Below are 19,374 nucleotides of genomic sequence, written 5' to 3'. Positions count from 1 at the left end.
AAGGTCGATTCGCTCGCCAGGTAGACGCCTTCGTCGGCCAGCGCCGGCACGATTCGCGCGGGCGGCATACCGGCAAAGCGCGGTTCGTTGGCGACCGCGAGCACGGCCTGACGCTCCTGCTCGGTCAACGCGTGCGCTGGCTCGGGATGAACAGCCTGCGGTCGACGATCGCCCGTTTGCAGCCCATCCTGGGCCTTCCAACGTTGCAGGGTCCGTACGTCAATGCCGGCGGTCTCGCAAGCCAGACGCAGGCGCGCACCAGCCTCATGAGCCGCTTCTATGTTTCGGGCAGTCATCTGGCGATCTTCCAGTCCGATCATGCGTCCTCGCCCTTGGGGAAGATCGCCTCGAGTTTTTTTGACAGCACCAGCAACGCTGTCGTCTCGGCGAGCGCTTTGTCCTTGCGTCGAACCTCCCGTTCGAGCTCCTTGATCCGGCGGCGATCCGCTTTCGTTTGCTGCGGCGTGGCGCGCACGTCTTCCGGGTCTGCCAGCGCCTGCGTGGCCGCTTCCCGCCATGCGGCAAGCTCCTGCGGATACACGCCGTTCTCGCGACACCAGGCGTTGCGCGATGCCTCGTCCAGCGCGGCGGTGGTGAGCACCGCGTCCAGTCGCGATGCCGCTGTCCAGCCCCGCTCGCGGGCGGGGCTGGACAGCGACTCACTGCGCCACCGCTCCAGCGTCCTTACGCTCACACGTGTTTCCTGCGCGACATCTTCAACTGGCGCGCTCTCCGGCGGCAACAACCTTGCAACCACCTTGTCCTTGAATGCCTGTCTGTACTTTGCCACTTCTCGTCCTCATAGCACCCCCGGATTTCCAGATCCTATCCGGGCGACAACTATTCTGACGCGGTGGGTCGGGATATGTTTTCACGACATGCATCGACATGCCGAAAACGTTCCTCGCATCGTTGCGCTGTTCGCCTGCATTGAACTTATCGCGCGGCAAGCCGACGAAGCTTCGAAACGACGGGCGCGATCGCAAAAAATTGTAACGAATGCGAACGTCGCGTCATCCGTCAGGCGGCGTCTTACGTAGAGGAAAGAGGGGAAAACGCATCCGGTGCAGGAGACGATTCGATGCAACAGGAGAGGATGCGTGCGTCGCGTTGCAAACTTCGGGGAAGACATTGTATGGCAGCAAAAATACGCAGTCCAAGCGGGGTTTTTCTGAGTGCCCGGCGACAACGTTCCGACTGAAGTTTGTTCGTGAAAAAAAAAGAAAATGGGTTTAGGATGAAATTGAACGGTCCTGCTTCGACGTGACCCTTGCGAATGCAAGATCGTCTTCAGACACAGGCGAGGAGGTAGCATGGATATTTACAGCAGCTTCGCGAACCGCTTCGAGAAAACTCGGGAGGAAGAGCTCTCGCTCGAGGAGTATCTCGCGCTCTGCAAGAACGATCCGCAGGCGTACGCCACGGCAGGCGAACGCATGTTGGCAGCCATCGGGGAACCGGAGCAGGTCGATACGCGAAACGATCCGCGCATGTCGCGAATCTTCGCCAACAAGGTCATCAAGGTCTATCCCGCATTTCGTGAGTTCTACGGAATGGAAGAGGTGATCGAGCAGGTGGTGGCGTACTTCCGTCACTCCGCGCAAGGCCTCGAGGAGAAGAAGCAGATTCTCTATCTGCTCGGCCCGGTGGGCGGCGGCAAGTCGTCGATCGCCGAGCGTCTGAAGCAGCTGGCCGAACGCGTGCCGTTCTATGCGATCAAGGGTTCGCCCGTCAACGAATCGCCGCTCGGGCTGTTCGACTACGACGAAGACGGCCCGATTCTCGAAGAGCAATACGGCATTCCGCGCCGCTATATGAAGGGCATCCTGAGCCCGTGGGCCGTCAAGCGGCTGCACGAGTACAACGGCGATATCCGTCAGTTCCGCGTGGTGCGACGCTACCCGTCGGTACTGCGCCAGATCGGTATCGCGAAGACGGAGCCGGGCGACGAGAACAATCAGGACATCTCATCGCTGGTCGGCAAGGTCGACATCCGCAAGCTCGAGCAGTTCGCGCAGGACGATGCCGACGCCTACAGCTACTCGGGCGGCCTCTGTCTCGCCAACCAGGGCCTGCTGGAATTCGTCGAAATGTTCAAGGCGCCGATCAAGGTGCTGCACCCGTTGTTGACGGCCACTCAGGAAGGCAACTTCAAGGGCACCGAAGGGTTCGGCGCGATTCCGTTCGACGGCGTGATCCTCGCGCACTCGAACGAGTCGGAATGGAAGGCCTTCCGCAACAACAAGAACAACGAAGCCTTGCTCGACCGGATCTTCGTCGTGAAGGTGCCGTACTGCCTGCGCGTGTCCGAGGAAATCAAGATCTACGAGAAGCTGATCCGCAATTCCTCGCTGGCCGAAGCGGTGTGCGCGCCCGGCACGCTGAAGATGATGGCGCAGTTTGCCGCGCTCACGCGTCTGCACGAGCCGGAAAACTCCAGCCTGTTCTCGAAGATGCAGGTGTACGACGGCGAGAACCTGAAGGACACCGATCCGAAGGCGAAGTCGTATCAGGAGTACCGCGACTACGCTGGCGTCGACGAGGGCATGACGGGGGTCTCGACGCGCTTCGCGTTCAAGATCATGTCGCGCGTGTTCAACTTCGACACCTCGGAAGTGGCGGCCAATCCGGTGCACCTGATGTACGTGCTCGAACAGCAGATCGAACGCGAGCAGTTCCCGCCCGAAACCGAGCAGAAGTATCTGTCGTTCGTGAAGGATCTGCTGGCCTCGCGGTATGCGGAATTCATCGGCAAGGAGATCCAGACGGCCTACCTCGAGTCGTATTCGGAGTATGGCCAGAACATCTTCGATCGCTATGTCACGTACGCGGATTTCTGGATTCAGGATCAGGAGTTCCGCGATCACGACACCGGCGAGAGCTTCGACCGCGCGGCGCTGAACGCCGAGCTGGAGAAGATCGAGAAGCCGGCGGGCATCAGCAATCCGAAGGATTACCGCAACGAGATCGTGAACTTCGTGTTGCGGGCGCGTGCGGCCAACGGCGGCAAGAACCCCGCGTGGGTCATCTACGAAAAGCTGCGCGTGGTGATCGAGAAGAAGATGTTCTCGAACACCGAGGAACTGCTGCCGGTGATCTCGTTCAATGCCAAGGGTTCGGCCGAGGAGCAACGCAAGCACGAGGACTTCGTGAACCGGATGGTCGCCAAGGGCTACACGCCGAAGCAGGTACGGCTCCTGTGCGACTGGTATCTGCGCGTGCGCAAGTCCTCATGATCCGCACGCTGCACCGCCCTCGCGGTCGCGCCGCGCCGGGCACCCTGAGTGGCGCGCCGCACGGCGGATAGTGCGGCACGTCCCGGCGTATCGACTTTCGAGCGGGAGACCGGGAGTGCTTCATCAAATCATCGACCGCAGGCTTGCCGGCAAGAACAAGAGCATTGCTAACCGCGAACGCTTTCTGCGTCGCGTCAAGAACTACATTCGTCGCGCGGTGTCGGACGCCGTGCGCGACCGTAGCATCAAGGACATCAACACCACCAAGAGCATCACGATTCCGCGCAAGGACATCGCGGAGCCGGCGTTTCGTCACGCGCCCGGCGGCCGTCGCGAGATGGTCCATCCGGGTAACGCCGATTACGTTCGCGGCGACAAGATCGCGCGTCCTCAGGGCGGTTCGGGCGGCGGCAGCCAGGCCAGCAACGAGGGAGAAGGTCAGGACGACTTCGTATTCGAGCTGAGCCGAGACGAGTTCATGCAGTATTTCTTCGAGGATCTCGAGCTGCCGCGGCTCGTCAAGACGCACCTGCTGACCGTGCCGAGCTGGAAGAGCGCACGCGCCGGCTGGGCCGCGGAAGGCACGCCGAACAACATCGACGTGGTGAGCTCGCTGCGCAGCGCGCTCGGGCGGCGCATCGCGCTCGGCTCGCCGCTCGCACGCGAGCTGCGCGATCTGGAGGCCGAACTCGAAACGATGAAGGACGATCCGGCCGACCGGCGCGTCGAGATCGCCGCGCTCGAGGAGCAGATCCATCAGCTGCGCGGGCGCATCTGGCGAATCCCGTTCATCGATCCGTTCGACCTGCGCTACGTGAACCGCGTGAAGCAGCCGCAGCCGTCGAGCCAGGCCGTGATGTTCTGCCTGATGGACGTATCCGGCTCGATGGACGAGCAGCGCAAGGATCTCTCGAAGCGCTTCTTCATCCTGCTGTACCTGTTCCTGAAGCGGAACTACGAGCGCATCGAGGTGGTGTTCATCCGCCATCACACGCGTGCCGAGGAGGTGGACGAGGACACGTTCTTCCACTCGACGGAAAGCGGCGGCACGGTGGTGTCGAGCGCGCTGGAGCTGATGCGCAAGGTGATGGACGAGCGCTATTCGCCGACCGAGTGGAACATCTACGGCGCGCAGGCGTCCGACGGCGACAACTGGACCGACGATTCGCCGAAGTGCCGCAAGATCCTGGAAGCCGACATCCTGACCAAGGCCCGCTATTTCGCCTACATCCAGGTCGCGCCCGAGGAGCAGAACCTCTGGCTCGAATATGCGCAGCTTGCGCTGTCGCAGCCGCACATGGCGATGAAGAAGGTGGAATCGGTCGCGGACATCTATCCGGTGTTCCGCGAACTGTTCGAAAAGCATGTGGAAGCCTGACGCCTTATGACGACACGCGAACCGGACAACGACACGCGCGGCTCCCCGTCGCGCGGCGAGGGGGGCGACGCCCCCGCGAACCGGGCCGACGCGCGCGCGCTGCATGCCGCGTCGCCACGCCCCGCTTCGCCCGAGAACGGGCACAAGGAGGCGCGCATGAATGCCGCCGATCGCACGCCGCTGCCCTGTCCGTCGGACTGGACCTTCGAGTTGATCGGGGAATACGACACGCACATCGCGCAGGTGGCCGAGCAGTACGAACTCGACATCTATCCGATCCAGCTCGAGCTGATCAGCGCCGAGCAGATGATGGACGCCTACGCGTCGGTCGGTATGCCCGTCAACTACCGGCACTGGTCGTTCGGCAAGCACTTCCTGTCGACCGAGAAGAGCTACCGTCGCGGGCAGATGGGCCTCGCCTACGAAATCGTCATCAACTCGAACCCCTGCATCGCCTACCTGATGGAGGAGAACACGCTGACGATGCAGGCGCTCGTGATCGCGCACGCCGCGTACGGGCACAACTCGTTCTTCAAGGGCAACTACCTGTTCCGCCTGTGGACCGACGCGCACGCGATCATCGATTACCTCGTCTACGCGAAGAACTACGTGGCCGAATGCGAGGAGCGGCACGGCATCGATCGCGTGGAGGAACTGCTCGATTCGTGCCACGCGCTGATGAATTACGGCGTCGACCGCTACAAGCGCCCGCAGAAGCCGTCGCTGTCGAAGGAAGCGGCGCTGCGGCGCGAGCGCGAGGCCTATCTGCAGTCGCAGGTCAACGAGCTGTGGCGCACGCTGCCGGGCCACAAGCCGGAAGCGGTCGACGAGGAGGGGGAGGGCCGCTATCCGCCCGAGCCGCAGGAAAACCTGCTGTATTTCGCCGAGAAGAATGCGCCGCTGCTGGAGCCGTGGGAGCGCGAGGTGATCCGGATCGTCCGCAAGGTCGGCCAGTATTTCTATCCGCAGCGGCAGACGCAGGTCATGAACGAAGGCTGGGCCACGTTCTGGCATTACACGCTGCTGAACACGATGTATCAGCAGGGCAAGCTGACCGACGGCTTCATGATGGAGTTCCTCCATTCGCACAGCAACGTGATCTATCAGCCGCCCGTCACGAAGCAGTACTACAGCGGGATCAACCCGTATGCGCTCGGTTTTTCGATGATGAGCGACATCCGGCGCATCTGCGAGAACCCGACCGACGAGGATCGCCGCTGGTTCCCGCAACTGGCCGGCACGCCGTGGCTACCCGCGCTGCATTACGCGATGCGCAACTTCAAGGACGAGAGCTTCATCGCGCAGTATCTGTCGCCGCACCTGATCCGCGAGATGCGGCTGTTCTCGGTGCTCGACGACGACATGCGCGATTCGCTCGAAGTGTCGGCGATTCACGACGACAGCGGCTATCAGTACGTGCGGCAGGCGCTGTCGCGGCAGTACGACATCCATCACCGCGAGCCGAACATCCAGGTGTGGGCCGTCAACACGCGCGGCGACCGCAGTCTCACGCTGCGTCACTTCATGACCGACAACCGCCACCTGTCGAGCGACAGCGACGAAGTGCTCAAGCACATGGCGCGGCTCTGGCAGTTCGACGTGTTCCTGGAGAGCGTCGACGAATCGGGCACCGTGCGCAAGCGCTACGAGTGCCGCGCCAAGCCGCCCGAGGGGGCGCGTCTGAGCGGTTGAGGTCCGGCAGGTCGGCGCGCGGCCGGCAACGCATGCAGCGTTGCCGGCCGCGCCGTTTTGGGGCTGGCGACGGCACATGCGCCATCAGGGCGAGCCCGGAAGGCAATAAACCTTTCAGGCTCTCTTGAAATTTGAGTGGGGGAAAAGGGCCGCCGGGGTACGAAAACCTACGTCGCAAAACGGTATCTTCCCACCCCTAGCCCCGCCCCAAGGCGGGGAAGTCCTCGCCGCCGGACGGGCTCGGGGGCCAGGCGGCGCAAGGCTTTGCCTGGCCCGAGGCCTCAAGCGTGCTCGTAGATTTCTCCGCATCAAGGGTTCGCTGCGCCGGGCTTCGCCCGCCCTTGACCCGGAAAAATCCACCCACTCGAAATTCAAGAGAGGCACCTTTCATTTCGATAGAATTGCCGCGCGGTGCGCTACCCGCACGCTGCCCGCGCAACCCGGGCCCGAAAGCCGGAACGACCGATCCGCCGCCCGGCATCCCAGCCGACATAACAGGAAACACCCTCTCATGACCGACCTCCACGCCCAGGCCGAGATCGGACCCGCACGACACTCGCCGTCGCGTGCTCGCGATCGTCGGCGCGTCTTCGGGCAATCTCGTCGAGTGGTTCGACTTCTACGTCTATTCGTTCTGTTCGCTGTACTTCGCGCACGCGTTCTTTCCGAGCGGCAACCCCACCACGCAGTTGTTGAACACGACCGGCGTGTTCTCGGTCGGCTTCCTGATGCGACCGATCGGAGGCTGGCTGTTCGGTCGCATCGCCGACCGGCGCGGCCGGCGCAGCGCGATGATGATCTCCGTGCTGATGATGTGCGGCGGCTCGCTGGTGATCGCCGCGGTGCCGACCTACGAGCAGATCGGCGCGCTCGCGCCGATCGTGCTGCTGCTGGCGCGGCTGTTCCAGGGCTTGTCGGTGGGCGGCGAGTACGGCACCAGCGCGACCTACATGAGCGAGGTCGCGCTGAAGGGGCGGCGCGGCTTCTTCGCGTCGTTCCAGGACGTGACGCTGATCGGCGGCCAGCTCTGCGCGCTGCTCGTGCTCGTGCTCCTGCAGCAGTTGCTGAGCACCGAGGACCTGCGCGCCTGGGGCTGGCGCATTCCGTTCGTGGTGGGCGCCTGCGCCGCGCTGATCTCGCTCTGGCTGCGCAAGTCGCTCGACGAAACCTCCACCAGCGCATCGCGTCAGGCGCGCGGCGCGGGCACCATGCGCGGCGTGCTGAAGTATCACGGCCGCGCGTTCTTCACGGTAGTGGGCTTCACCGCCGGCGGCTCGCTGATCTTCTACACGTTCACCACGTACATGCAGAAGTACCTCGTCAACACGAGCGGCATGAACGCCAAGACGGCCAGCAACGTGATGACGGCCGCGCTGCTCGTCTACATTCTGCTGCAACCGGTGTTCGGCGCGCTGTCGGGCCGGATCGGCCGGCGCACCTCGATGCTGTTCTTCGGCGCGTTGTCGGTGATCGGCACGGTGCCGCTGATGCATGCGATCGCCAACACGTCGAGCCCGGTGACGGCGTTCGTGCTGGTCACGATCGCGCTGGCCATCGTCAGCTTCTACACGTCGATCAGCGGCTTGATCAAGGCGGAGATGTTCCCGCCCGAGGTGCGCGCGATGGGCGTGGGGCTGTCGTATGCGGTGGCCAACGCGGTGTTCGGCGGGTCGGTCGAATACGTGGCGCTGTGGTTCAAGCAGGCCGGCACCGAATCGGCGTTCTACTGGTACGTGACGGTGCTGTGCGCGATCTCGCTGGCCGTGTCGTTCTTCATGCGCGAGCCGGCCAAGGAAGGCTATCTGCGCAACGAACCCTGAGCGAGGCGGCGACGCGCGGCGCGCCATGTTCTTAGCGGCGCGCGCGATAACGTTATCGGAAATGCTTGGTTGTCGACACGAAGCGGGCCGCTTAATCTGAACCCGTAGTTCGTGTGACCCCTCCTTGACTGGGATTTGCGCCCGCCTTCACGGCGGGCTTTTTTCGGTGCGCCGAGCATGCGCAACAGCTTGGGGGTGCGAGTCCCCTGCCCAACCTGATGGTGGTGAAGGGCTAGCCAAACGCAAGGGCGTCGTCGTGAGGCGGGGTCTGAAGGAAGCGTGTAGCAAACACGACCTGACGAACAGAAATCAGATATGAGGCCTGCCCGGGCGGACGAGCGAGCCGATGATCGCGAAGTCCATAGCCATCAAGGTCCGGGGTGGTAGATCTGGCAGGCGTGTGGCGAAGGCGGTTGAGCTTACCTCGGGAGGCCTGTGCGGTGTGCTGTAATCAGGACCGAACGGTTCGCAAGGGCCGTTGACCATCGTGCAGGAGTCAGCAGCGGGCATAGTACAGCGGCAACGCTGGAAGGCCCAAACGGAGAGGAGCGGCGAGTAAGCCGGAGAACTCGACATGGGAGCGCAGCAGAAAACGCAACGCGTCCTTGGCGACGGACCTATGGAGGCGAACCCCGAACCTGAAAGCCCGTCGGCTTGTGACCGACTGATGGAGGAAGTCTTCGAGCGGGGAAACCTGCGACAGGCGTTGAAACGCGTGAAGGCGAACAAGGGCGCGCCGGGCGTGGACGGCAGACGGTTCAGGCACTACCGGCGTACCTGCGTGAGCATTGGCCGTCGATAAGGGACACGCTGCTCAACAGCACGTACAAGCCCCAACCGGTGAGACGGGTCAGATACCCAAGCCTGATGGCGGTGGCGTGCGCAAGCTCGGCATTCCTTCTGCGCTTGATCGATTTGTCCAGCAGGCGGTCTTGCAGGTGTTGCAAAGGCAGTGGGACCCGACGTTCTCGGAATGCCAGTTACGGCTTCCGCCCGGGACGCTCGGCGCATCAGGCAGTGGAGCGCGCGCAAGGCTACATTCAGGCGGGACATCGCTGGGTTGTAGACTTGGACCTCGAACAATTCTTCGATCGCGTGAGCCACGATATTCTGATGAGCCGGGTGGCAAAACGGGTCAGCGACAAACGGATATTGAAGCTGATCCGTCCCTTCCTGACGGCGGGCGTACTGGAGAACGGGCTGGTTGGTGCAACGGACGAGGGTACGCCCCAGGGCGGTGTCCCCTATCACCGTTGTTATCCAATCTGATGCTCGACGATCTCGACCGGGCACTTGAGCGACGCAGGTTGCGTTTCGTGAGGTACGCCGACGATTGTAACGTCTACGTACGCAGCGAACGCGCGGGTCAGCGGGTGATGGCGGGGCTGAAAGCCTTCCTCACCGACAAGCTCAAGTTGAAGGTCAACGAGGCGAAGAGCGCGGTGGCCGAACCTCACACGCGGAAGTTTCTCGGATTCACCTTCCTTACCCGTGGACACGTCAAACGGCGCATCGCGCCCAAGGCACTTCTTCGGTTCAAGGAACGAATCCGGGAGCTAACGCAACGCACACGAGGGATCAGCATCGAACAGTTGATGGAGCGGCTGAAACGCTATCTTACAGGGTGGCGCGGTTACTTCGGCTTTTGCGAGACGCCCAGTACGCTACAGCGGCTGGATGAGTGGGTGCGCCGCCGTATTCGCTGCGTGTTCTGGAAACAGTGGGGGACTAGCCCCAACCGCTTCAGGGAACTGACAGCACGCGGTGTCGACCGGAATCTGGCCGCCCAAACGGTCGGCTCCCCACACGATGCATGGCGGCTGAGCAACAGTCCCGCTCTGCAACGCGCGCTCACCAATCGCTATCTCGGCTCCCTCGGTCTTCCATCGTTACGCACATAGCCGGTCAACCGATCTGAACCGCCGTGTACGGACCCGTACGCACGGTGGTGTGGGAGGGGTCGGGCCGCGAGGCCTGCCCCTATCCCGATTTTACGTTCGGCATCGGCTGGCAACACGACGCCCCCCCAAGCACGGTTTTTTTATGGCATGGCAAATGGTATTATTTGGATTGATGCCATGACCGGCGCTCGATACCATGCCACGACTTTCCGGCGGTTCATGGTATTGAATTGAAATCGCACAAACCGTTGAGTTACAAGGGCTAGAGAGGCGAAACGAGCGGACTTTCCGAACATGGTATTGCGAACCTGAAAAGAACGGAGACCATGCTGACCGATACCAAGTTGCGGAACCTCAAGCCGCAGGACAAGCTGTACAAAGTGAACGACCGCGACGGTCTCTATGGGGCCGTCACGCCTGCCGGGGCGATCTCGTTCCGCTACAACTACTCGATCAACGGCAGGCAGGAGACCATCACCTTCGGGCGCTACGGCGTCGGGGGCATCACCCTGTCGGAAGCCCGCGAGCAGTTGGGCGAGGCCAAGAAGATGATCGCCGCCGGGAAGTCCCCGGCCAAGGAGAAGGCACGGGACAAAGCCCGCGTGAAGGATGCCGAGACGTTCGGTGCCTGGGTGGACAAGTGGCTGCGCGGCTACCAGATGGCCGACTCCACCCGCGGACATGCGGCGCTCGGTCTATGAGCGCGAGTTGAAGCCCAAGTTCGGCAACCAGAAGCTTGCCGAGATCACCCACGAAGACCTGCGCACCTTGACCGATGCCATCGTGGAGCGCGGCGCACCGGCCACGGCGGTGCACGTGCGCGCGGTGGTCATGCAGGTGTTCCGGTGGGCGATTGAGCGCGGCCAGAAGGTCGAGAACCAGGCGGAAATGGTCAGGCCGACCACCATTGCCAAGTTCGAGCCGCGTGACGGGGCGCTGACACCCGACGAGATCGCGCTGATGTACCAGTACATGGAGCGCATCGGCACGACGCCATCCATCCGGGCGGCGGCCAAGTTGCTGCTGCTGACGATGGTGCGCAAGAGCGAACTGACGAACGCGATGTGGGGAGAGGTGAATTTCACCGAGGCGGTTTGGACGATCCCGAAGGAGCGGATGAAGCGGCGCAACCCGCACAACAACGTCTATTTGTCCAGGCAGGCGCTGGGCATCTTCATCGCCCTGAAAACCTTCGCGGGTGGTTCGGATTACGTGCTGCCGTCGCGGTAAGACTCAGACACGCCCATGAGCAGCGCGAGACGCTGAATCAGGTGCTGACGCTGACCTACAGGTGACCTACAGGCTGGCGCAGAAGGAAGGCAAGGCGCTGGCGAAGTTCGGGCCGCACGATCTGCGCCGAACGGCCAGCACCTTGTTGCATGAAGCCGGGTACAACACCGACTGGATTGAGAAGTGCCTCGCCCACGAACAGAAGGGCGTCAGGGCGGTGTACAACAAGGCCGAGTACCGGGAGCAGCGCACGGCCATGTTGCAGGATTGGGCGGACATGATTGACGAGTGGGCGCTCAAGCGGCCACGGCCATCGGCATGAAACCGGGGCGCGTGGCCTGAGTGCCCGACGACTTGCGGGCCTCAATCCACGCCTCGACCTCTTCCAAGTCCCAGGCCACGTTCCGGCTGGTGAGCGCGATGCGGCGCGGGAACTCCCCCCGCTGCTCCATGTTGAAGATGGTGCGCTCCGACAGCGGGATCATCGAGAGCAGTCTCTTGCGGTTGATCAGTGTTTTCGTGGTCATGCTGCTTTCCTCCGTTCGTGAATTGCGTAGTTAGCTTCAACCAACAGCCGCGCCATTGGCGGGCAGACGCTGTTGCCGCACATCCGCACCTGTGCCGTTTTCGTCAGCGGCTTGCCGTTGGCACGCTTGTCGATTCGATAGTTGGCCGGGAAGCCCTGTGCCGCGTAAAGCTCGTGCGGCTGGAGCATTCGCATGCCGATGTCCGTGATGACGTAGGGTTCCCCGCCAATCTGCACCGTCACCAGCCCGAAGCGGTCGCGGGTTGGGATGGTGTGCATCGGGGCGGACAGTTCAACCCGTCGCGTTCGTTGCCGTAGTATATACTTCACCAGCAGCGCGGCGACCGCTGCGAAGTGCCCGCCCTTGACCTGGGCGCACTGCGTGCGCATCGGCTCGGTGACACCCATGTTTCGCTGATTCGATGCGTTGGCATGCTCGGTCAGGAACACGCTGACAAGTGAATGGTGATCGACCGACGTGACGGTGCTGATGGGCTTGCCCAAGTCGGTACCGATCACGCCGCCGTAGTGCTTTGCCAAGAATGCCGACACCAATGCATGCCGGTTTTTTCCGTCGTCTGTGTCTTGATCGGGTTCCTCAAGGGATGACCCACGGGCCTCGCCCTGGTCAGTCTTGTGCCCGTAGTAGATGGAAACGATGGGCACGCACAGCGCCGCACCATTTCCACCGGCCAGAACAGTCTGCAACGGGTTGCGCATGCTTCGGACGCCGCTACCCCATCGCTTCACACCAGAAGGCGATTCCTCGCCATGCGCCAAGCTGACGATGAACGGCTCCTGTGCCTCGATCACGTACTTCACAATCCCGCGAGCGATCCGGCGCAGCGTGGCATCGGCGAGGGGGCGGTCGCGTTCAAAAATGCTCGGTGTGGGGAGCGTCCAATCGATGCACTCGGCGGCAGTTCGCCACGGCTTCAAGCCTCGCGCCTTGGTTTCGGCACGCTTCGGGTCGCCGTGGGCGGCAGCAGGCCATTCAATCGGCAGGCCGTCACGACGCGCAACCAGAAACAGTCGCTTGCGAATCGTCGGCGCCCCATAGTCGCAGGCCCGCAGTTCCTTCCATTCGACCTTGTAGCCAAGGTTGCGCAGGCTTTCGACCCACTTCTGGAAGGTTTCACCTTTGCGGTTCGGGCATGGCTTTTGATCGGCACCAAGCGGCCCCCAGGTCTGGAATTCCGCCTCTCTTGAATTTCGAGTGGGTGGATTTTTCCGGGTCAAGGGCGGGCGAAGCCCGGCGCAGCGAACCCTTGATGCGGAGAAATCTACCGCACGCTTGAGGGCTCGGGCCAGGCAAAGCCTTGCGCCGCCTGGCCCACGAGCCAGTCCGGCGGCGAGGACTTCCCCGCCTTGGGGCGGGGCTAGGGGCGGGAAGATACCGTTTTGCGACGTAGGTTTTCGTACCCCGGCGGCCCTTTTCACCCACTCAAATTTCAAGAGAGCCGGCATTCCTCGACGTTTTCGAGGCAGATCACGCGGGGGGCACGGCCTTCGCCCACTTGACCACCACCCATGCGAGGCTGCGGATTTTCTTGCTGACCGGCTTGCCGCCCTTGGCCTTGCTGAAATGCTTGCAATCTGGCGAAGCCCACAGCAAACCGACCGGGCGGCCATGCGTCACTGCGACCGGATCGACCTCTAAACATCCGAGCAGTAGTGCATGGTCTGCGGGTGGTTCGCCTGGTGCAGGCTGATCGCTTCCGGGTCGTGGTTGATGGCCACGTCCACGGCGCGACCGATGGCCTGCCCGATGCCGGTTGATGCGCCACCACCGCCCGCGAACAGATCCACGACCAGTTCGGAGTGCAGGGGCAGGATGAATTGAGGTGTCAGCATGCGACCACCTCCTCGGCGATGACGATCTCTATGCCGACGCGGTGGGCGACGTGCATTTCAAGGCGGGCACCGGCTGACTGCTGCCAGCCGTCCAGCAGCGCCAGCGCGTCGCAGTCGAGCAGAGCTTTCAGGTCGTTGCGCATGCACTCGTGCCAGCCGGTGTCCGGCTCCGGGTTCAAGTCGGCGGGATTGACCACCTCGAAACCGAGCGCCAGCAGGCGTGCGGCCTCGGCATTGAAGGCCGGGAAGTTCACAGTTCGGGCAGGCCGGTCATGGGGCCGCTGAGATAGATGCGCTTCATGCTGTGGCACCTTTCAGCTTGAGCACCTGCTCGACCTCGCTGGCCGTCAGCGGGCGAATCCAAATGACGCCCAGGCGCTCGTTCGAGAACATGGCCCGGATGCGGGCGGCGAGGATGGTGGGCGGGAAAATCCACCAGTACTCGCCCTTGATGGGGCACATCAAAATCTTCATGCTACCACCCCGCGCAGTGCCTTGACGAGGTACGGATCAACGTCCGGCTGGTTGAGCAGCCAGCGTTTGTAATCCGACGGCACGTCTTTGATCGCCGTGCCCTTGTGCTTGCCGAACGTCATCACCTTGGGGATGCGTGCCTGCTCCGACCGCTGCCACAACTCTTCCCACGTCGTCGCCTGGGTGATGTCGCCCATCTTGGTTAGCAGGTAGTCGAGCACGATGCGGCAGTTCATCACGTCGTGCTTGGCCGAGTGAGCGCGTTGCAGCAGGCTGCGGGCGCTGTCGCGCTCGAACAGGTAGAGCATGGCCGACTGGGTGTGCGAATCCACGTCGGGAAACAGCGACCGGGAAAGCGCCAGCGTGCAGATACGCTTGACGGGCGGTTCGCCGATCACCTTCCAGTCGTAGTCCACGTTGTGGCCGATGATGTACTCGGTGCCCGGCGGAAGGCTGAACTCGGACGCGGGCGGGCTGTCTGTCAGTTCCTCGTCAAGGATGTGGTGCGTCGCCAGTGCGCCGAGTTCGATGGCCTTGCCGGGGTTGTAGCGTTGCTCGAACTCGTCCATCACGGCCAGCGTGAAGGGGTCATTGACCTCAACCCATGCCGCCTCGATGATTGCCGGTTCGTTGATGCCGGTGGTCTCGGTGTCGAAAATCAGGGCTTTCATGCCGCTTCCTTGAGTTGGGCCACGACACCGTTTTCAAGCCAGTGGGCGGCGATGGTTTGGGGCAAGGTCGGGGGCAGCGCCTTGAGCGTGCCGAAGATCAGGGCGGTGTTGATCTCGCCGTCCTGGGCGAGGATGTCCAGCCACGCGATCAGGTCTTCGCGGCCTTTCAGGTCGAGCACGTCGAGGCGGTCGAGCACCAGCACCTTGATCTTGGAGAGGTGGGTAATGGGCCTCTGCCAGCATCGCGTCGGCACGCCACTTCTCGGACTCCGACAGGAGGGCGTAGGGGCGGCCACCGGCCAGAACCTGCATGTCTCGCGTCACGGTTACGTCTGCCCATTCCGAGATTTCGGCGGCGTCGGTCAGTGGCTCATTCAGCGGGGTCAGCGCCTCGGCCAGCATTTCGCCGGGGATCCCGTCCGGTGCCAGCGCGTCGGCGATGGCGATCCACGCCAGCACCGATTCGTGCGCGGCCAGCGCCTTCGTGGCGCGCTCGTCGGCTTGCTTGGCCTGCCGTTCTGCGTCTTGCTGCCCGGTCAGCTTTGCGGTGATGTCGCTGCGCTCGGCTTTGAGGTCGTCCAGATGCTTGCGGGCGGCATGGATCTCGGCTTCGTCCGGGGCGCTGCCGACGGCGGCTTCCAGTTCGGCGATGGCCTTGGCGGCTGCGTCGGCTTCGGCCAGATCGCGCTTGTCGTTGGCGACCGCGCTTTGCAGCAGGTGCAAGGCTTTTTCGTACTCGGGCAGCCGGGCAAGATCGTCCTCTGTGCCCTTTGCCAGCGGTGCAGCATGCACCAGCACGCCATCCTTGAGCACGAGCATGGTGCCGCAGTCGGGGCACGGCAGCGCGTTCTGCGAGTGTGCCGAGCCTTTCAGCACCGAGACCTTGGCCTCCCACTCCTTGAGTTCGGCCTCGTCCCGCACCAGCTTGTCGGCGACGCGGGCGTGTACCGGCTGGCTTTCTCGCGCAGGTCGGCCAGCCGCTGCGCGGCTTCGGCGTGGCGCTTGTGGTCGGCCTGCAATGCGCCCATGCGCTGATTGGCGGCGGCCAGCCCTGCGTCGGTCGCGGCGAGACGCTGTTGCAGATCGGCCAGCGCACCGGCATCGAACGCGGGCTTTTCAGCAGCCCACGATGCGGCCTTCTTGTCGCCGTAGGTCTCGCCGGTGATGGTGCGCCACGCGGGCTTTCTCGTCGCGGGCCTTGGCCTGGGCTTCCTTGTGGGCAGCGTCAAAGCCGGAGCGCAGCATCGGCATGATGGACTCGACCTTCTGGTCGTTGCAGCCCTTCGCCTGCATGCGCTTCTTGACCTCGGCACCACCGGCAGACAGCCCCATGAGGCCGAACAGGAAGGCGCGGCGCTCGTTCGGCTCCAGCTTGGCGAACCGCTGCGCATCCAGCACGTAGGGCAGCGCCGTCGGCGGCACGTACTCGGTCAGCGGCGTGGTCTTGCCATCGGGCGGGGTGACGAAGGCGCGGACGGTGCCGTCGATCTCGACTTCGGCGAAGCCAGATTCAGCACCCTCGGTGATCAGTTGGCCGTAGTCCTTTTTCAGGCCGACGCGCACCGCTTCGCCGGTGAGCGCCATGCGGATGGCTTCTTGCAGGCTGGACTTGCCCGCGCCGTTCTTGCCCGCGAACAGCGTCACGGGTTTGGTCAGTTGGACTTCCACGGCGCGAGCACCGAGGAAGTTCTGAACGCTCAGGCCGGTGAGTTTCATGCTGCCTCCCCGCCCAGGTCGTCGCCGTCATCGCCGTGCGTCTGCCACCATTCGGTGTTGTTCTCTTGCTGCCATGCCTTCCAGCCGACGATCCACTGGATGCACAACTCGCCCTTCATCACCGGGCAGGCGTCTTGCTGCTTGCCCTCGCTGGCGGCCTGATAGCCATCGTCGCGGGCCTGCTGCAATTCGGAGTCGAGCGGCTTGTGCTCGATGGCGATCACTTCTGCGTCGATCACGTTGCCGTCTTCGCCACCGGTGCCTTCCATGCCCTTGCCGTCGCCGTTCGGGTCGTACTCGTGACCCAAGTCCATCGCACGCTGATCGGACTCGCCCTTGATTTCATCCATGCCGCCGGTGTGCTGTGCGGGGTTGGCGACCACCACCAGCACGGCCTTGCCGCTGGCTTCGTAGAGTTCGTGCAGGTTGGGGGCGGAACTGCCGAATTTGACGACGGCCTTCACGCCGTCCTTGATGGTGATTTGGTCGAGGTCACCGGCCACGACGGTGCGGCCCTCGCTGGCAATCAAGTGCACGGCCATCTTGACGTTGGTTTCCACACGATTGCGCAGGCGGTCGATTACGTCGTCTTGCTTGGCCTTGGACAGCTTTGCCCATACGGAGGGCAGCATCTTCATTTCGAGCACCAAGGCTGACAGCAGGTCTTTGCCCACCGTCGCGGAGGTCATGTTCAAGATGGCCTTCACGTTTTCGTTGTGGTTGTCGGTTGTCATGGTGTTGGTTCCTTTTCAGTCGTCGTTGGCTATGCGTTCGAGGGTGGTCTGTTGGGCTTCGCTGATGTACATGCGCCGCCCGAACTGGTCGTATCGGGGCTTCATGTCCGCCACGAACGACTCTTCCCAATCGTTCGCGGCATTCATGCGGGCGCTCTCAAGCAGTCCCTCGAACTCCTTTTCGTCGTAGAGGTCTTGAACGCGCTCGCTCACGGGCACTCCATGCCGCCGGTGAAGGCACGCTCACGGCGGGTGTGGGTTTGCGTGGTCTGCTGGCCGTTGGCCTCTGCCAATTCGCGGGCTTGGATTTCGGCCAGTTCCTCGGCGGTCGGCTGCCAGCCCTGATCGACGCCGCCTTGCTGCTGCGCTTCGGGTGCCGCAGTGGCCGTGCCCTTGATCTCGCCGGTTTCTTGATCGACGGCCTGGGCTTGCGCGGGGGCAGGAGTCGCCGCAGGTTGCTCGGGTCGGACGACCTCGGCGGTGCGAACTTCGCGGGCGGTGCTGCGCATCGTTTCGGTGGTGACGCTGGCGACCGAACCGTCGGGGTTCACGTCGATGATGTCGTGCACCTCTTCGGCGGACTGCAAGCCCATCAGCAGTTCGGGGGCGTAGAGCTTGCCGAAGAAGCTGGCTGTGCGGTAACGCAGCATCACTTCGGGCATGGTCTGCCATTTGCTGCCGCTCTTGCCGTACCAGCCTTCCTTGACGGCCATTTCGACGGACACCTTGGGGCTGTCGATGCGTGCGCCGGGTTCCTTCTCGATTGCCCAGGCGACGCATTCGAGGTTCTGCACGGTGGCCTTGTGCTTGGAGGTGACGCGCTGGCGATCCACCCACTTGGTCACTTCGTACTCGACCTCCTTGGGGCCGAGGTCTTTCAGGTCGAAGCGCAGGGGCGAGAAGCGCCCGCAGCCGTTGATGGCGGCGATGATCCACTGCGACGACCACGAGGGGCGGCCTTCCACGATGTAGAGGTTTTGCATCACCATCAGCGGGTCAGCGCCCATGCGCTGCGCCATGTTCAACGACACGACGCAGTTGGCGAGGGCGTTGGGGTTGTCGCCCTTCTTTTCGTCCCAGGGGCGGTAGGCCGCAGGCACGAGGGTGGAACTGGACAGCAGCTTGGCGGCACGCTGCATCAGCGCGAAGGACTGTTCGTTGCGGAAGCCCATGCTGACGATGGCGTGCTGCTCTTGCTGCGGTTGCTGGCGCATGTTGGCGAGCGTGGTTTGTTGCGCGGGGGCGTTCATGGTTGGGGACTCCTTATTTACGGAACTTGCAGGTGGGGAAAGCGGCGCAGTAACGCTCGTGGCACATCATCGATTTGGGGTTGCCCCAAAACGTGCCCGCGTGAATGATCTTGGCGGCGTACTCGAGGATGCCGGGCGACTCGCCGTCGCCCAGGAGCACGGCGCGCGCTACGGCGATCTCGCCGATGCCGACGCGCTGCGATGCGGGCGTCGTGGCCGTGTTCATGCCGATGATTTGCGCCGGTGCGTTGATGGGCACACCGCTGGCGTGTTCGGCCAGCAGTTCATAGACGCCCATCTTGGTAGGAGTGCCCGGCGGTCTTGACGTTGCCATCGGAGCCGACGGCGGCCTTGCCGGTTTTCAGGTCGCAGATCGCCAAGCCTTCGGAGGTCTCGCGCACCCGGTCGGTGGTGCCGGTGAGGATCAGGCCGAGGTCGCTGATTTCGAGGCGTTCGCACTGAATCTCGACCGCCTTGTAGTTCTCCTGCGGGGCGATGATCTGGCAGTACTTGGTGTGCAGCGATAGCGCGATCTTCTCGGCGTCCTGCGGCGTGTCGTCCTCCAACACCACGTCCTCGTCAGGGCGGCGGATGGTGTCCACGACGGCGGCAGCGGCTTCGTCAATGGTGATGCCGGTGCCGTCGATCTTGGACTGGTCGTACACGGCGGTGCTGGGGCGGTGTCCCAAACGTAGTTGAAGGTTGAAGGCGGCGGTTCCCGTAGGAATCCGAGAGAATCGGGTTTCCAGGACCAACCTCCCGAACAGGAGAACCGCCGAAATGAAGCCTACCAAGAAACCGAACCGTCGTGCTGATGCTGAGTGTCGTGTTGTTGGTAAACAAGAGCACGAAGCGCTGCGCGCGGGCCTTGCCGAGCAAGCCCAGTTGCTGC

The 19,374-nt window shown here is 63.1% G+C and carries 20 protein-coding genes and 2 pseudogenes; 7 read left to right on the top strand and 15 right to left on the bottom strand.

Annotated features, from left to right (window positions below; translation table 11 throughout):
* Window positions 1-790 (bottom strand): annotated as a pseudogene (locus tag GAK28_RS24195) (IS3 family transposase); the annotation flags it as partial.
* A 523-nt stretch (window positions 791-1,313) separates the two neighbouring features.
* Between GAK28_RS24195 and GAK28_RS24190 the strand changes: the two are divergent.
* The 7 genes and pseudogenes from GAK28_RS24190 to GAK28_RS24160 all read left to right on the top strand — a co-directional run bounded on the left by GAK28_RS24190 (window position 1,314) and on the right by GAK28_RS24160 (window position 11,579).
* Window positions 1,314-3,236, top strand: coding sequence for a PrkA family serine protein kinase (locus GAK28_RS24190; protein ID WP_291785336.1), 1,923 nt, complete (start codon window positions 1,314-1,316; stop codon window positions 3,234-3,236).
* A 115-nt stretch (window positions 3,237-3,351) separates the two neighbouring features.
* Window positions 3,352-4,614 carry a YeaH/YhbH family protein gene (locus GAK28_RS24185; RefSeq protein ID WP_291785333.1) on the top strand — a complete coding sequence of 421 codons (1,263 nt, stop codon included), beginning with the start codon at window positions 3,352-3,354 and terminating at the stop codon, window positions 4,612-4,614.
* A 156-nt stretch (window positions 4,615-4,770) separates the two neighbouring features.
* Window positions 4,771-6,306, top strand: a complete 1,536-nt coding sequence (locus GAK28_RS24180; protein ID WP_291785330.1) for a SpoVR family protein — start codon at window positions 4,771-4,773, stop codon at window positions 6,304-6,306.
* Between the two features lie 566 nt (window positions 6,307-6,872).
* Entirely contained in the window at window positions 6,873-8,126 is a 1,254-nt protein-coding gene (locus GAK28_RS24175; RefSeq protein ID WP_291785328.1) for an MFS family transporter, read from the top strand.
* 867 nt (window positions 8,127-8,993) lie between these two features.
* Complete coding sequence (locus GAK28_RS24170; protein WP_291785326.1) at window positions 8,994-9,395, top strand: reverse transcriptase domain-containing protein; 402 nt, start codon at window positions 8,994-8,996, stop codon at window positions 9,393-9,395.
* Entirely contained in the window at window positions 9,395-10,027 is a 633-nt protein-coding gene (locus GAK28_RS24165) for a group II intron maturase-specific domain-containing protein (RefSeq protein ID WP_291785324.1), read from the top strand. Before GAK28_RS24170 ends, GAK28_RS24165 begins: the two co-directional genes overlap by 1 nt.
* Before the next feature lie 326 nt (window positions 10,028-10,353).
* A pseudogene (locus GAK28_RS24160) lies at window positions 10,354-11,579 on the top strand (tyrosine-type recombinase/integrase).
* Here GAK28_RS24160 and GAK28_RS24155 read toward each other — a convergent pair.
* The 14 genes from GAK28_RS24155 to GAK28_RS24090 all read right to left on the bottom strand — a co-directional run bounded on the left by GAK28_RS24155 (window position 11,554) and on the right by GAK28_RS24090 (window position 19,147).
* Window positions 11,554-11,784: an AlpA family phage regulatory protein gene (locus GAK28_RS24155; protein ID WP_291785321.1), complete on the bottom strand. Its 231-nt coding sequence runs from the start codon at window positions 11,782-11,784 to the stop codon at window positions 11,554-11,556. The pseudogene GAK28_RS24160 and the gene GAK28_RS24155 sit on opposite strands and share 26 nt — an antisense overlap.
* Window positions 11,781-13,022, bottom strand: coding sequence for a DNA cytosine methyltransferase (locus GAK28_RS24150; RefSeq protein ID WP_291785319.1), 1,242 nt, complete (start codon window positions 13,020-13,022; stop codon window positions 11,781-11,783). Before GAK28_RS24150 ends, GAK28_RS24155 begins: the two co-directional genes overlap by 4 nt.
* A gap of 250 nt (window positions 13,023-13,272) precedes the next feature.
* On the bottom strand, window positions 13,273-13,422 hold the full coding sequence (locus GAK28_RS24145) for a hypothetical protein (protein ID WP_291785317.1): 150 nt from the start codon (window positions 13,420-13,422) through the stop codon (window positions 13,273-13,275).
* A gap of 17 nt (window positions 13,423-13,439) precedes the next feature.
* Window positions 13,440-13,637 (bottom strand): hypothetical protein, encoded by a 198-nt coding sequence (locus GAK28_RS24140; RefSeq protein ID WP_291785314.1) that lies wholly within the window; start codon window positions 13,635-13,637, stop codon window positions 13,440-13,442.
* A complete protein-coding gene (locus GAK28_RS24135; RefSeq protein WP_291785312.1) occupies window positions 13,631-13,891 on the bottom strand; it encodes a DUF4406 domain-containing protein in 261 nt (86 codons plus the stop codon). The genes GAK28_RS24140 and GAK28_RS24135 overlap by 7 nt, the downstream gene beginning before the upstream one ends.
* 43 nt (window positions 13,892-13,934) lie before the next feature.
* Window positions 13,935-14,111 carry a hypothetical protein gene (locus GAK28_RS24130; protein ID WP_291785310.1) on the bottom strand — a complete coding sequence of 59 codons (177 nt, stop codon included), beginning with the start codon at window positions 14,109-14,111 and terminating at the stop codon, window positions 13,935-13,937.
* Complete coding sequence (locus tag GAK28_RS24125; RefSeq protein ID WP_291785308.1) at window positions 14,108-14,782, bottom strand: 3'-5' exonuclease; 675 nt, start codon at window positions 14,780-14,782, stop codon at window positions 14,108-14,110. The genes GAK28_RS24130 and GAK28_RS24125 overlap by 4 nt, the downstream gene beginning before the upstream one ends.
* Window positions 14,783-14,815: 33 nt before the next feature.
* A complete protein-coding gene (locus GAK28_RS24120; protein ID WP_291785306.1) occupies window positions 14,816-15,703 on the bottom strand; it encodes a hypothetical protein in 888 nt (295 codons plus the stop codon).
* A 195-nt stretch (window positions 15,704-15,898) separates the two neighbouring features.
* On the bottom strand, window positions 15,899-16,498 hold the full coding sequence (locus tag GAK28_RS24115) for an ATP-binding protein (protein ID WP_291785304.1): 600 nt from the start codon (window positions 16,496-16,498) through the stop codon (window positions 15,899-15,901).
* Window positions 16,495-17,232: a ribosome modulation factor gene (locus GAK28_RS24110; RefSeq protein WP_291785302.1), complete on the bottom strand. Its 738-nt coding sequence runs from the start codon at window positions 17,230-17,232 to the stop codon at window positions 16,495-16,497. Before GAK28_RS24110 ends, GAK28_RS24115 begins: the two co-directional genes overlap by 4 nt.
* Before the next feature lie 15 nt (window positions 17,233-17,247).
* Window positions 17,248-17,445, bottom strand: a complete 198-nt coding sequence (locus GAK28_RS24105; protein WP_291785300.1) for a hypothetical protein — start codon at window positions 17,443-17,445, stop codon at window positions 17,248-17,250.
* Window positions 17,442-18,482, bottom strand: coding sequence for a hypothetical protein (locus tag GAK28_RS24100; RefSeq protein ID WP_291785298.1), 1,041 nt, complete (start codon window positions 18,480-18,482; stop codon window positions 17,442-17,444). Before GAK28_RS24100 ends, GAK28_RS24105 begins: the two co-directional genes overlap by 4 nt.
* A 13-nt stretch (window positions 18,483-18,495) precedes the next feature.
* Window positions 18,496-18,780 carry a hypothetical protein gene (locus GAK28_RS24095; protein ID WP_291785295.1) on the bottom strand — a complete coding sequence of 95 codons (285 nt, stop codon included), beginning with the start codon at window positions 18,778-18,780 and terminating at the stop codon, window positions 18,496-18,498.
* Entirely contained in the window at window positions 18,767-19,147 is a 381-nt protein-coding gene (locus GAK28_RS24090; RefSeq protein WP_291785293.1) for a PD-(D/E)XK nuclease family protein, read from the bottom strand. Before GAK28_RS24090 ends, GAK28_RS24095 begins: the two co-directional genes overlap by 14 nt.
* Window positions 19,148-19,374: the final 227 nt, after the last annotated feature.

Origin of the sequence: Luteibacter sp. (assembly GCF_009912395.1) — a bacterium.
Taxonomy (GTDB): Bacteria; Pseudomonadota; Gammaproteobacteria; order Xanthomonadales; family Rhodanobacteraceae; genus Luteibacter.
Note: the sequence above shows the minus strand (reverse complement) of the source record. Positions and strands in the feature narration are given on the sequence as shown.

Coding starts and splice junctions, on each gene's coding strand:
- GAK28_RS24095 (WP_291785295.1), bottom strand. CDS start 18,780: ATGGGCGTCTATGAACTGCTGGCCGAACACGCCAGCGGTGTGCCCATC.
- GAK28_RS24180 (WP_291785330.1), top strand. CDS start 4,771: ATGAATGCCGCCGATCGCACGCCGCTGCCCTGTCCGTCGGACTGGACC.
- GAK28_RS24110 (WP_291785302.1), bottom strand. CDS start 17,232: ATGACAACCGACAACCACAACGAAAACGTGAAGGCCATCTTGAACATG.
- GAK28_RS24130 (WP_291785310.1), bottom strand. CDS start 14,111: ATGAAGATTTTGATGTGCCCCATCAAGGGCGAGTACTGGTGGATTTTC.
- GAK28_RS24165 (WP_291785324.1), top strand. CDS start 9,395: ATGCTCGACGATCTCGACCGGGCACTTGAGCGACGCAGGTTGCGTTTC.
- GAK28_RS24115 (WP_291785304.1), bottom strand. CDS start 16,498: ATGAAACTCACCGGCCTGAGCGTTCAGAACTTCCTCGGTGCTCGCGCC.
- GAK28_RS24155 (WP_291785321.1), bottom strand. CDS start 11,784: ATGACCACGAAAACACTGATCAACCGCAAGAGACTGCTCTCGATGATC.
- GAK28_RS24125 (WP_291785308.1), bottom strand. CDS start 14,782: ATGAAAGCCCTGATTTTCGACACCGAGACCACCGGCATCAACGAACCG.
- GAK28_RS24170 (WP_291785326.1), top strand. CDS start 8,994: ATGGCGGTGGCGTGCGCAAGCTCGGCATTCCTTCTGCGCTTGATCGAT.
- GAK28_RS24140 (WP_291785314.1), bottom strand. CDS start 13,637: ATGCTGACACCTCAATTCATCCTGCCCCTGCACTCCGAACTGGTCGTG.
- GAK28_RS24100 (WP_291785298.1), bottom strand. CDS start 18,482: ATGAACGCCCCCGCGCAACAAACCACGCTCGCCAACATGCGCCAGCAA.
- GAK28_RS24190 (WP_291785336.1), top strand. CDS start 1,314: ATGGATATTTACAGCAGCTTCGCGAACCGCTTCGAGAAAACTCGGGAG.